Origin of the sequence: Novipirellula herctigrandis (genome assembly GCA_007859835.1) — a bacterium.
Taxonomy (GTDB): domain Bacteria; phylum Planctomycetota; class Planctomycetia; order Pirellulales; family Pirellulaceae; genus Novipirellula_A; species Novipirellula_A herctigrandis.
Genome location: SJPJ01000001.1, coordinates 71,481 through 84,097 on the forward strand (window position 1 = coordinate 71,481; position 12,617 = coordinate 84,097).

General features: G+C 53.0%; 16 protein-coding genes. 15 read left to right on the forward strand and 1 reads right to left on the reverse strand.

Annotated elements, in window-relative coordinates; all coding sequences use genetic code 11:
* The first annotated feature begins 27 nt into the window (after window positions 1-27).
* Both CA13_RS00270 and CA13_RS00275 read left to right on the forward strand, forming a co-directional pair.
* Window positions 28-435 (forward strand): hypothetical protein, encoded by a 408-nt coding sequence (locus CA13_RS00270; RefSeq protein ID WP_146393628.1) that lies wholly within the window; start codon window positions 28-30, stop codon window positions 433-435.
* A gap of 346 nt (window positions 436-781) precedes the next feature.
* Window positions 782-991 (forward strand): hypothetical protein, encoded by a 210-nt coding sequence (locus tag CA13_RS00275; protein WP_146393717.1) that lies wholly within the window; start codon window positions 782-784, stop codon window positions 989-991.
* Window positions 992-1,087: 96 nt separating this feature from the next.
* On the opposite strand, the gene CA13_RS00280 is transcribed toward CA13_RS00275, so the two are convergent.
* Entirely contained in the window at window positions 1,088-2,539 is a 1,452-nt protein-coding gene (locus CA13_RS00280) for an IS1380 family transposase (protein ID WP_146393721.1), read from the reverse strand.
* 255 nt (window positions 2,540-2,794) lie between these two features.
* Between CA13_RS00280 and CA13_RS00285 the strand changes: the two genes are divergently transcribed.
* The 13 genes from CA13_RS00285 to CA13_RS00345 all read left to right on the forward strand — a co-directional run bounded on the left by CA13_RS00285 (window position 2,795) and on the right by CA13_RS00345 (window position 12,353).
* Window positions 2,795-3,310 carry a hypothetical protein gene (locus tag CA13_RS00285; RefSeq protein ID WP_146393723.1) on the forward strand — a complete coding sequence of 172 codons (516 nt, stop codon included), beginning with the start codon at window positions 2,795-2,797 and terminating at the stop codon, window positions 3,308-3,310.
* Between the two features lie 155 nt (window positions 3,311-3,465).
* Complete coding sequence (locus CA13_RS00290) at window positions 3,466-3,675, forward strand: hypothetical protein (protein WP_146393725.1); 210 nt, start codon at window positions 3,466-3,468, stop codon at window positions 3,673-3,675.
* A gap of 278 nt (window positions 3,676-3,953) precedes the next feature.
* Window positions 3,954-4,340, forward strand: coding sequence for a hypothetical protein (locus CA13_RS00295; protein ID WP_146393727.1), 387 nt, complete (start codon window positions 3,954-3,956; stop codon window positions 4,338-4,340).
* The gene (locus tag CA13_RS00300; RefSeq protein ID WP_146393729.1) at window positions 4,303-4,875 is read left to right on the forward strand and encodes a hypothetical protein; all 573 of its coding nucleotides are present in this window, start codon (window positions 4,303-4,305) and stop codon (window positions 4,873-4,875) included. Before CA13_RS00295 ends, CA13_RS00300 begins: the two co-directional genes overlap by 38 nt.
* Window positions 4,876-5,026: 151 nt before the next feature.
* Window positions 5,027-5,407: a hypothetical protein gene (locus tag CA13_RS00305; protein WP_146393731.1), complete on the forward strand. Its 381-nt coding sequence runs from the start codon at window positions 5,027-5,029 to the stop codon at window positions 5,405-5,407.
* A 152-nt stretch (window positions 5,408-5,559) separates the two neighbouring features.
* A complete protein-coding gene (locus tag CA13_RS00310; RefSeq protein WP_419193749.1) occupies window positions 5,560-6,213 on the forward strand; it encodes a hypothetical protein in 654 nt (217 codons plus the stop codon).
* 507 nt (window positions 6,214-6,720) lie between these two features.
* A complete protein-coding gene (locus CA13_RS00315) occupies window positions 6,721-7,443 on the forward strand; it encodes a DUF6193 family natural product biosynthesis protein (protein WP_146393733.1) in 723 nt (240 codons plus the stop codon).
* Between the two features lie 95 nt (window positions 7,444-7,538).
* Complete coding sequence (locus CA13_RS00320; RefSeq protein ID WP_419193750.1) at window positions 7,539-7,961, forward strand: DUF4275 family protein; 423 nt, start codon at window positions 7,539-7,541, stop codon at window positions 7,959-7,961.
* 409 nt (window positions 7,962-8,370) lie between these two features.
* A complete protein-coding gene (locus CA13_RS00325; protein ID WP_419193749.1) occupies window positions 8,371-9,024 on the forward strand; it encodes a hypothetical protein in 654 nt (217 codons plus the stop codon).
* Between the two features lie 794 nt (window positions 9,025-9,818).
* A complete protein-coding gene (locus CA13_RS00330) occupies window positions 9,819-10,652 on the forward strand; it encodes a hypothetical protein (RefSeq protein ID WP_146393738.1) in 834 nt (277 codons plus the stop codon).
* Between the two features lie 108 nt (window positions 10,653-10,760).
* On the forward strand, window positions 10,761-11,273 hold the full coding sequence (locus tag CA13_RS00335) for a hypothetical protein (RefSeq protein ID WP_419193751.1): 513 nt from the start codon (window positions 10,761-10,763) through the stop codon (window positions 11,271-11,273).
* 145 nt (window positions 11,274-11,418) lie between these two features.
* The gene (locus tag CA13_RS00340; protein WP_146393740.1) at window positions 11,419-11,787 is read left to right on the forward strand and encodes a hypothetical protein; all 369 of its coding nucleotides are present in this window, start codon (window positions 11,419-11,421) and stop codon (window positions 11,785-11,787) included.
* 287 nt (window positions 11,788-12,074) lie between these two features.
* Window positions 12,075-12,353, forward strand: coding sequence for a hypothetical protein (locus tag CA13_RS00345; RefSeq protein ID WP_146393626.1), 279 nt, complete (start codon window positions 12,075-12,077; stop codon window positions 12,351-12,353).
* The last annotated feature ends 264 nt before the right edge of the window (window positions 12,354-12,617 follow it).

The following is a 12,617-nucleotide window of genomic DNA, read 5'->3' on the forward strand; positions in this document are numbered from 1 at the left end:
TCGGCAATTGCTGCATGAGTGCGTTCTATGCGCAAACCTTTCCAATTTCGACTCGCATCACTGCTACTCCTCCTCGCAGTGTCGGCAATCACGTTTGCATGGATTTTCTCCAACGAGGATCTTGAGCGTTCACTTCGACGCGATCTGGAGATTGCCAAATCAGCACAACTCGAAATCGTCAAAGACGGTACTCGCAAATCACCGTTTCAGAGCGATGAACGATATGCGTGGGTACTCGTCAAAACTAAGGCCAAGTACGAACTTATCGGGGCCGTGCGACCCCTCGATGATTCGATGCCCTGGCGAATCCCCGACATGACGATCTCTTGGATTGATGATCAAGTCGGACCTGAGCCATTCTATTTTGTTTTTTCGCAACGTCCTAAGAAGCCGGAAATAGATAGCTGGATACGCTACTCTAACGACTTCTGGTAATTCAAGACGCGGAGAGAACGGCGACGAACCATGGGTTGCAACGGAGGCCGCGAGTTTACGTTATTGAAGTGGTGAGTCGTTCGCGCGGCCCCGCTGAACCCTACCGTTATCACACTCCGGGCGATTTGTGCTCTGCTATCGGTGCGCTGTCGATGATCCGCTGGCAACCGTTTGGTCCGACAACGTCGTTTGTTGCTTTCAACTTGGGACCTCGTTAAACTGATACTGCTAGGAAACGGACAACCGTCACCGAAGGGGCCGAAGGCTAAACGGACGGTGCTCGGTCGATCGATTCATCATGGTGACTCGATCGGCGTTTTACCCACATCCGTGTGATAACCATCGGATGCAACGGAGGACCGGTGGTCAGTTTTCCCGAATGGATACTCAATTCCCGGTCCCCGCTGATCCGTACCGTTATCCGACTGAAGGCTATGCGTCTCAAATTCGGCCTGCTCTCGTTGATCGTCCTAGTCCTCAATCAAGCGATCCACGCGTGACGTTTTCGGGTTTTTCGCTTGTGCGATGCGAGCAGACCGGTGGCCAGGCTTTTTGATTTTCGATCTTGATCTTCGCATGGCTCGTGTTCTTTGAGTTAGGCGTTTGAGCGGTACCGAGACGTCCAGACCTCGGCTTCGTTGGTGCTGAGTCGTCAACATCGCAGTGGCTTGCGGATGTGATCGTGTAGGGTCATCAGTAGGTCCACCGTAGGGCGATAGGTTAACAACCGGAAGACGCGCTGCCGTGACGAACGGATGATTTGAGCGGGAAGAAGGATCAGCGAATTCAAATACGTCCAGAATTCCATCCGAATAATTCGGTTGCGAGCTTCCCGGCGAACACGTTTCTGACTTTCGTTGCCCTTGACTTGAACCAGCAACCCGCTCCAAATCTTCAACGTCCAAGCCAAGGAGGCGAACAGCATGTACGCCATGTTGCTTTCAAGGTTATCCAGCGGAGCGGTCAAGGCTCCACAGGCTTTCAATTGGCTGATCGTGTTTTCTTGGTCGCAACGCTGGTTGCTGCCGCGAATCACTTCCCTCGCTGGCAAAGTTCCTGCTGTTTCATTGGTGATATAAAAGAAGTATCGCTCTTCGGAGAACAGTAGCTGTTGCCCACTGGTTACATCAATGTCTTTGCGAACAACGATCATTCGATAAGTCTTCTCGCATGCGGTGGGACAATACTCGAATTCAGCGTAACTCTCTCCGGTAAGTCGTTGATTCTTGTAGCCATTGGTCTGGACGATTCGTTCTCTCTCGTTCGGACGGCAGGCACGCTCTGCCTTGTCCGGCGTGCTTCGCCTCGAACGGTCAAGCCGTTTCCATGCGGTTTTTGCAAGCGAATCAGCGATGCGGCAGAGGTTCCGATGAGCGGAATAGCCAAGAATGAACTTCACACCTGAGTTGTCCCAGCGATCCAAGTGCTCCGTCGACGAGAAGGCCGTATCGCCACGAAGAACGATCTTTCGAAAGCCCGCCTGTGTGCATTGTTGGATCGCCAAGTCATAGAAAAATGCGGAGTCTTCCTCGCTGGTACGATTGCCGCTACGATTGTGCAGGTAAAGCAGCTCCTGAGTTTCCGCGAGCGTGACGACCAGCGGATGGTAGCCCCATTGGCCTTTGTAGTTGATGCCGATGCCGGATTTCTTTTCACCGCTTGTTTCCACCATCGTTCCGTCTGCTTCGATCGTGGCGCAATCGAGAAAGCTGTCCTCTTGCTGCTTCCAAACGGTTTGCCGAACGCGATTGACTGCCTGCATGACCATGAGCAGCTTGAGGTGACTGAATCTCCGGCAGAAATCTCCAGCAGTAGTCGGGTCGGGTATGCGCTCCGCACCGAGTGCATCGAGATAGGCTTCGTCGTTGCGTCGTTGTTCGATGTGATCCAAGCACGTTCCACCGGCGAGCAGGTTCAGGGCAATGTTGAGAATGTGGTCAGTTTCGTCGTAGGGCAGGTGGAGCTTGAATACCTTTGCCGAACGATTGAGTTCCTTCCGCAGACCAAGCTTCTTGATCAGTTCGAGGATCACTGCGATACCGCCGCAGGAGACCGCCTGCTGTTTCTCGGCGAGTTCGAGTTTCGTGGTGGAAGGACGAATCATGGGCGATTTCCACGCTCCATGCTGGACTGAAATTCTGCGTAATAATCTCCGTTTGCGTTTTCGCAGTTGTTGACGTACCCTGATGTTCACTCGAAACCCCTTGTAGCGTGCGTGGATTGAAGTCTTAGTAACCTCCAATAGACGCGTAAAACGCCAAGGGTTTTCGAGTTTTATAAAATATTCGCGACTTAGCAGTCGCTTGATTGAGGCCTAGTTGCCATTTCGGCAATTGCGTTGGCCGCTTGGAAAGCGACGGTGGGGCGGGATCCAATTCGGCGAACAAATGACTACAGATGGTACGATGACTCAATTTGCATCACTGATCAGATATACAATGGTGCCTTTGAGTATCACGATGTTGTTTGGGGCCTTGGTACATGCCTTTACCTTGAGACCGGGGCGTTTGATACTCGCACGTTCGATGGCGCTGGATACTACCGAATCGGCTTCCAACTTCCACACAAGGTTGAGGTCGGCCAAACCTACACTTTTTCACCTGTGCCGGCGGATCGCACCGCGATTGCGGTTTCTGATAACCACAAGTTTTCCGCCTTGCGGACAGGCGAATTCACTGTATTTCTATACGGAAAACCGTCGATGGATTGGATGACTGATCGTGACCCTCCATCTACCGCAGAGGTCAGGATCGAGAGCATGCAGTCCGATCGTGTCGAGGCCCATGTAAAGATACACGCAGTTCTCCCGGAGATCGTCGACTTGGATCTTGATCGCAAATTCACCGCCAACCGAATTGCATCGGACGGCGGATAACCATCGCGTGCAACGGAGGACGGGTGGCATGCGTTTCGATCTGCTTGCAAGTCTTTCGCCCGTCCCCGCTGACGCGTACCGTTATCCGACTCGGCGCACCCGAAATCCACCGCGCAACTCAAATTAGCCGCCTCCGTAAATGCCGCCTACACTCCATGATTGCTGACTACGTTCCTGCGATCCTTGCGATTTCCGCGTTTGCGACCTACGTACTGCAACTCTGGACCGGTGTTGCTTTTGCTGGATGGTCTGGCGACGACTCTCTTGTTGAACGCTCCAAGAGCCCAGGGCCGTACTGGTTTGTGATGACCTTACAAACGCTCGCGTTAATCATAATTCCCGTTTTGATTCTGCTAAACCGCTGACGCATGCAATGCCCTGCCAATCGTGGTGACGTTCCGTCATTGTTTCCTGCTCGCGCGGCTAGTCCTGTATACTGACTCGCGATGTTCCGTTGTTGTTTTCCACTCGCATGGTTTAATGCTCGGCGGACGCCCGATTCATACGGACGGATAACCATCCGTTGCACACGGAGCCGCGGGCCGCGCGGATTCTGAAATCAATGTCGTTTGCCGCGGCCCGGTGAACGGTGACGTTACCCGACTTGATTCGACGTACCTACACGACAACTCGCAGAGTTGAAATGACACCCGGCTTCCGCCCCATCGGATCAATCGAACGCAAAGTCGACGGCACGCCCGCGATCGTTGACACCGACTGGGTTACCTTCATTGGTTCGCGTCCGGAACTTGTGAAAGGACCGCCGCAATACGGCCGTAATCCCGCCAATGGCCAAGTGATCGAATTACGAAGAGGCAATACCTGTCGGGGCATTTCAAGCGGCAAACAGGTGATCGGATATCTCGACTTTGAATTCTGGGAATACACTGACAAAAACGACGGTTCCGCCGTTGGGAATGTCGTAGTTGGCTCCGCACCGGGATTCGAGAAACCCGTAGCCGAACTCGCATCGAACTTTGCCGCTGTGCTGAATGCTCAATATCACCCCCGAGACCGTAATGGCGGGTAACCATGTGATTCAACGGAGGACGGGTGGTCCGTTTTCTCGTCTGCTTGCAAGTCGTTCGCCCGTCCCCGCTGATCACCGCCGTTATCCGACCTTAAGAATGACGCTCCAACGCATATCTAGGCTTGTTCTGATATTTGCGACACTTGCAGTTCTCACTGCATGCAGCGGCGTTCCGCTGATTTCGCCGAATCGAGAGGGCTTTCCACCGTGGGAAAAGATACTTGATGGCAACGGCATTACCTGGATCAACAAATACACTCACGACCCGGGCATCGACCCACTTTATCTTGGTTCCTTCCGATACGATGACGACGATGCGCTGCAACGTGTAATTGACACATTTGGCTTAGAACCATACTCGGGTGACGACGAAGTGCCGACTTTCACTGGGACCGTGCCCGACCCGGTTCCTTGGTTTCCGCTCCAGAACGTGGATTCGATCTATTCCTATCCGGACGCCGATGTCGAGTACGTTGCAAATGTATGGGTGGATGCGGAACAAAACGTCGCTATCATCGAACGGACTTGGTGGTAACCTGACTGACCGTACAATAGCGGATAACCATCCGGTGCAACGAAGATCCGGTGGTTAGTAACTAGGCCATCACAAAATCAATCGCCGGATCTCGCTGACCGGTGACGTTATGTCGCTAAAACCAATGAACAAGAAGTGCTGACCCTTCTCGATGACTAACTTGCCGTACGAGTTCCAATCTCTCCTTGATGATTTCGCCGATTCCTGTGAGGAAATTCGACGGCAGGCCAATCGTCATTTAGATCCGTCCGACTTCGCCCGCTATGGCTTCGCCCAGACTGCCGTCGGCTTTGACTGGTCTGCTGAGCAACAACGCTTCATTGATGATCGTTGTCACAACGAATTGTCCGACGAGTCGCTTTCAGGGCATGGCGATGCTTTACGCTCGTGGCGAGCATTCAATTGCTTGGCTCTGGGCTACCTGCTGGGCCTGTATCAAACGGAACAAATTGCCGATCATGAATTCTCACTTGCTGATTCACAACTCTCGGGGTTCATGTTCTTGAATTCTCCGATATTTGACACTTTTTGAGTGGCCATCTGTCACGATCCTCAATAACTGGCCTCGTATTGGTAAGCTCGCGACATAACAATACGTTGCACACGGAGCCGCGGGCCGCGCGGCTTTTTCTGCTTGCATGTCTTTCGCCGCGGCCCGGTGAACGTTGCCGTTATCCGATCTGAATGATGGAAGATCCTCAACTATCGACAGACGACCTTCGCTTGCTTGGCAATTTCTACTCTAACGGTTTCGCTTTGGTTATCGACGACGATGGCGACAACGTCAGGCTTGCCCCACCGGAGTCGACTTGGTTACCGCTCATGGTAATGGCTGGCATTATTTCTGCCTTCTACGCTGCATTCTTATACTTTGCCATCACGCTGAACATGGGAGCCGAACTTGGTCCCGCAAGATGGCTCTTATTTGGTGGTATTGGACTGATCGCGACCGCTGGTCCAGTCATTGCACACAGGCTTCATTTACAATTCTTGCAACGGCATAGCCCTCAACTCGAATTTGATCGACGACGAAGAACCCTATCTGTCCTCGCAAACCAAGAAACGTTTGATTTTGGATCAGTTCACTGTCTCTTGGGGCTTTGTATGCGCGACTCTCATGGTGACGCGAACTCGGAATTGCAGGTCGTGGTCCACGATGCGGATGGCTTCCGCCCAATTCTGATCACAACGGACCTATCTTCGTTTGTTCGTCGGTCTTTTGGTGAGACATTGACACGTTTTCAGACGTTGACCGGTTTGCAGGCTGTCATCGCGGAACCCGAGGGATTGATGAAGGGTGGTCCGATGCGGATCGAGTACCTTGATACGGACGGATAACAAAGGGTTGCACACGGAGCACTCATTCGGGCGGGTGGCCAGTGGTTAGTTTTTCGTTCGTGCCCGGTGAACCCAGCCGTTACCCGACGTAACATGAAGATCGTATCGACCTACAACATCGATCCTGTTTGATGATCTCGTTTCGACAACGCGATCCGAACGCCAACGTCAAAAGCGTTGTTTGAAAATTGCTCGTCTAAATTACCCGTTGGCCAACGCGAATCCACGACGGCGTTTGGCTGGAACCTTGGCTAGCCTAACGTCGCTGCTTCGGTCTTTCGGCGTTACGCAGATGCCTGCCCAGCAACTGTTTTATTCGACACTGATTTGATACACTGATGCTTTCCGTGGTGACTTGCTCGGCCGTGATTACTTCCACGGAATTGACATTCAAATGGCCGGGATTTCGGGTAACCATCGGATGCAACGGAGGACCGGTGGTTCGTTTTCACGAATGGATAGTCAACTCCCGGTCCCCGCTGATCCGTACCGTTATCTGGCAGAACAATGGCTGACCTGCCCATTAAACACAAACACTATTCGGACGTCATTGACGCTGGTGGCCTCGTTGCCGCAGTTCAGAACTCCCTCGATGCAAACGCTTCGCAACTGACAGCGACCGGCATATCAGAATCGCGTTTTCCGACTTACGCGCGGGTTGAACGTGGCAATCGGTTTTCCCAAGTCTATGTTGCCGCCGAAGAGCGCCAGTTCCTGTTCGACATTTGGCGCGACGGCGTCATGTATGGCAACGGACGCACATCAAACATCGACGAAATGACCACTGCAATGAACGACTGGATCGCCGACTCAAAAACCGTGGGTGAAATCGGTCAGTTGCCGTGCATTTCCCTCGTCGAAACTGCGCACATATACGATATCGGCGGCGAGGTTGATCACCGATGGAATTCGTATTTGTCGAACGCTGATCCGTATCTGCGTGAACTTATGCCGTTCATAGTATTGGCGGCCCAACAACCATCGCTACGCCAGCTATTTCCTTACACGAGTCACTCTACATTTTGCTTCAGCCGCTGTACGGGCTATCCATTTTCGTATGATTGCCCTCACGTCACGCCCGCCGACGGCCTGTTCACTGTTGGTCGACAGGCGGGTAAAATATTGGGTGCTGGCGATCCGGAATTCGCAGTTTCACTTGTGCTCGACAATTTGCCCGTCCAATGTGGCCCGGCAATTCGTGGCACCGCAGACGATCTAAATGCCAGATAACAATGGGTTGCACACGGAGCCGCGGGCCGCGCGGCTTTCAATGTTTAGTCGTTCGCCGCGGCCCGGTGAACCCGGACGTTATCCGATTCGGATCAATGCACCCGCTGCGTGAATACCCACCGGACGAATACCGACTCGAAGGCCGCATTTTTCGCGATGTCCTTGCAAGGATGCTGCGAACATTTTTCTCCGATGTGAAGCTCCAAACGGGCACATACCGATACCGCGGCTTTCTCTGGCACGCGTACACCTTTGGCTACCAAACCGCCTTGACCACAACTGATGCCAAGGCCGCGTTCGATGACTGCAATGATACCGAACTCTATGTTCACGACGAACAATTTGACATGCTTTGGCTTTGCCCACGAGAGATCACGCTATCCGACACGCACCCATGCAACGACACGTACATCTTTCCCGCAACCTACGATTGGCTATACATTACAACTCACGAGAACGCTCGCGGGGTTGGGCCGTTCTTTATTCGCAATACATCCGGCACCCAATACGACGGATAACCATGGGTTGTTGACGGAGCGGCGGTGGTCGCCGTTTCTGTTTGCTTGCAAGTCAATTGCCGCCGCCCGCAAAACCCTACCGTTATCACACTCCGGGCGATTTGTGCTCTGCTATCGGTGCGTTGTCGATGATCCGCTGGCAACCGTTTGGTCCGACAACGTCGTTTGTTGCTTTCAAATTGGGACCTCGTTAAACTGATACTGCTAGGGAACGAACAACCGTCACCGAAGGGGCCGAAGGCTAAACTGACGGTGTTCGGTCGATTGATTCATGATGGTGACTCGATCGGCGTTTAACCCAAATCCGTGCGATAACCATGTGATGCAACGGAGGACGGGTGGTTCGTTTTCTCGTCTGCTTGCAAGTCTTTCGCCCGTCCCCGCTGATCACCACCGTTATCCGATCTGAATGATGGAAGATCCTCAACTATCGACAGACGACCTTCGCTTGCTTGGCAATTTCTACTCTAACGGTTTCGCTTTGGTTATCGACGACGATGGCGACAACGTCAGGCTTGCCCCACCGGAGTCGACTTGGTTACCGCTCATGGTAATGGCTGGCATTATTTCTGCCTTCTACGCTGCATTCTTATACTTTGCCATCACGCTGAACATGGGAGCCGAACTTGGTCCCGCAAGATGGCTCTTATTTGGTGGTATTGGACTGATCGCGACCGCTGGTCCAGTCATTGCACACAGGCTTCATTTACAATTCTTGCAACGGCATAGCCCTCAACTCGAATTTGATCGACGACGAAGAACCCTATCTGTCCTCGCAAACCAAGAAACGTTTGATTTTGGATCAGTTCACTGTCTCTTGGGGCTTTGTATGCGCGACTCTCATGGTGACGCGAACTCGGAATTGCAGGTCGTGGTCCACGATGCGGATGGCTTCCGCCCAATTCTGATCACAACGGACCTATCTTCGTTTGTTCGTCGGTCTTTTGGTGAGACATTGACACGTTTTCAGACGTTGACCGGTTTGCAGGCTGTCATCGCGGAACCCGAGGGATTGATGAAGGGTGGTCCGATGCGGATCGAGTACCTTGATACGGACGGATAACAAAGGGTTGCACACGGAGCACTCATTCGGGCGGGTGGCCAGTGGTTAGTTTTTCGTTCGTGCCCGGTGAACCCAGCCGTTATCCGATCAACGCCGATCGGTATGCTGGTGTTGGGCCTTGGCGTCACAACACTGGCTTGCGGCTGATGCCGGTGAACGATATACCCGACGAACCATTCCCTCGGACAACTTTTCTGGTTCGACCTTCCAATCTCCTGATGGCTTGCGCGAGCCTCCTCGCACCGACCATCGGCGTGCTCGGGCGACATTCGTTGCTCGACGACGGAACGTCCTGATGGCTTGCGCGAGCAATCTCCGGTTACCATCGGCTTGCTCGGTCTTGCTTTGGAACGTAAACTGGCATTCCACCTTCCACCTAAATTCACCACGGATAACCATCCGTTGCACACGGAAGCCGCGGCCGCGCGGATTCTCAAATCAATGTCGTTTGCCGCGGCCCGGTGAACGGTGACGTTATCACACTCCGGGCGATTTGTGTTCTGCTATCGGTGCGCTGTTGATGATCCCTTTTCGTCCGTTTTGGTCCACAACATCGTTTGTTGCTTTCAAATTGGGACCTCGTTAAACTGATACTTCTAGGGAACGGACAGCTGTCACCGAAGGGGCCGAAGGCTAAACTGACGGTGCTCGGTCGATTGATACATCATGGTGACGCGATCGGCGTTTAACCCAAATCCGTGCGATAACCATGTGATGCAACGGAGGACGGGTGGTCCGTTTTCTCGTCTGCTTGCAAGTCTTTCGCCCGTCCCCGCTGATCACCACCGTTCGTCATGAGAGACACCATCAGACGTAGTAAACGCATTGCCTTTGTCTTGATTGGCGTCACGTTCGCAGCAGTGGTTGTTATCATACTGGGCGAAACCCTCCGCGTGAGTCGACAGGCGTCTCATGTAATGACTAACGCCAGTTGCCTTGAGCGTATGCTCAATGGAATCCATAACTATCACGGAACATATGGCCAGATTCCGCACGTTGCGATTTTCAACGACGAAGGTGTTCGGGTTCACAGTTGGCGCACAACCATTGTTCCTTGGTTGACAAATTTGCCTCGAGTGTACCGTTGGGATGAGCCTTGGGATGGGCCGTTCAATATACGCCTAGCGAAAGGCCTCGACGTGCATGTCGAAGGAATTCCGACTTATGAGCTTGGAGTGAATTCAATTGGCCCCTACGATGGTCCAATCGACTTTGCGTTCATGTTTCGCTGCGAGCCCTCCGAAGATGTTTCATCAAGCTATTGCCACTTCTTCGCCGTTGTTGGAAACCAAACAGCCTGGCCAATAGGCAAATCCCGTTCATTTTCTGAATTCAGTGACGGTCTCGAGAACACAATCCTCATCGTTCAGTCCCATGAGCTTACTTCCTATTGGTCACAACCCGAAGACTTGTATTTCGACGGCATGTCGCTACAGATCAACGACGTAGACAAAGCCGGAATCTCCAGCGCAACTGATATTTGGCCTCTTGTAGGATTCGCTGATGGTTCCGTCTTTCATGTGAACCCCCAGATTCCACCTAGCGTCTTGCGAGCCTTGTTAACTGCCAATGGTGGCGAGGCAATCGAGCGATCAGATTTGATTCGAGAAGGTTGGCTTTCGATCTGACGAACCATGGGTTGGACGCGGAGGCCTCGAAAAGCTTCTTTTGAAATGGTTGATCTTTCGCTCGGCCCCGGTCAACCCCGCCGTTATTGGACTTGAGTTGAAATTGATATGGCACTAGGCGAAGCTTACATGGGACTTGGTGAAGCCTACCTCAATGCGTTCTTCAGTATCGCAAAGCTTGCTTTACTGGTCGCAGTATTTTCGACTGGACTCGTCCGCGTGTTCAAGCGTGTCCGACTTGCGAAACTCGTGCTGATGGCATTCGTCGCCTGGGCGGTCCTGACCTACACGGGGGCGAAGTTCTTTCACCACGATCGCTTTGTGGAGCTACACCAATCGCACAACAATTACGTTCCCGCGACGGGGTGCTTGACTTACGAACCCAGTTTCGGCCATCTTTATGCGTCCTACTCAATGTCTCGCGACGCCTTTGACGCCTGGGTGGCGGATTACCCCGTTCCTATGACCGAATATGAGTCGTCACTCCAACGGTTCGACGAGAAAGTGTTACACTTTACTGAACCTGATGCGGCATTCGCTACCGAGTCCGCATCGAACGGCGGGCAGACTCGTGTATACTTCAAAGACGACGTGATGTATCTTTCGCGAAACGTCATGTGACCCAAGCCGCAATCCAATAACCATGGGTTGCAACGGAGACGGGCGTCAGGCGTGCTGGCAGTTCTAAGTTTACACGGCCCGTCCCGCTGAACCCTACCGTTACCCGACTGATTTGGAACCGCTGCCGGCTTACCGGCTCACTCCTATGACTTCACTTTCATTTGCTATCTCTGGGCGCCTGCCTGAACCTAAACTAGAAGCCGTGCTGCTCTGCGCTGGATTCTCCGCCAGTGTCGCACGCTGGGTTGATGCACATTTGACTGCTGGACCATACACACACTACACGGTGAGTCAGCGACACCACGGCTCACAAACCATGCTGTGCATCGACACGTTCTTGCTCGATATATGGATCCACAGCAAGACCGGCGAAACCGGGAAAGCGCCACACGGAAGTTGTGAGGAATTTGAAATCGACGGTGACGGGAATGTAATCGATACCGTTGAAACGCTCGATGACGACGGATCGACTACCCATTCCTTTTCCCGTAGTGTTTCATTCTACGGTGGCTAGACAAAATTGCTCGTGTCGCCAAGGATCCAAAACGGCGGGTAACCATCGCATGCACACGGAGCCGGGCTTGCGAGCTTTCACGAATGGACAATCAACTTTCCCGGCCCGGTGATGCGGGTCGTTCGTTGGATAAAGTGAACGTCATCGTTTCCTTTTCATCACGACGCAAGCCAATATCGGTTACCCCTCACCGAATGGGATCGTAACAAATCTCATTCGCACGTTGACGCTAGATGACCGAACGCTCGCTCTTTAACGTGGCCTGTAAACTTCTTGGCCTGTGGCTGATGTTTCGAGCAGTGTCCGCATTTGTTTGGGCTTTTCTCGCTGGACGATATTCCGAACAATTTCTACTAGAGCCGCCTGAAGCGTTCGGATGGTTTTCCGGCGCGGTCGCACTGGCATTTGGGCTATTCCTTTGCTGCCGGTCCGGCTGGCTCACCCAACTGATGTTTCGCATTGACGGCCCTCTCGACTCTGAACGTGACGGATCGCCGCCGAGACGATTGATGCCGTACTCCGACGCCAACGATAGTAGCGACACTTCGATGCCCGACGAACAATAGAACACATCGCAGAATCGTGGCGAATTTGGCACTCGGCAACACGGACGGTACAATTATTGATCGGCTTGGGGCGATGGTCGCTCTAAAATCGCTGCAAAAACACCAACGAACCATGGGATGCACGCGGAGGACTCGGCAGCGCGTTTGCAAGTGGGTGCCGTTCCGCTCGTCCCCGGTGATCCCGGCCGTTATCCGATCAACGACGATCGGTATGCTGGTGTTGGGCCTTGGCGTCACAACACTGGCTTGCGGCTGATGCCGGTG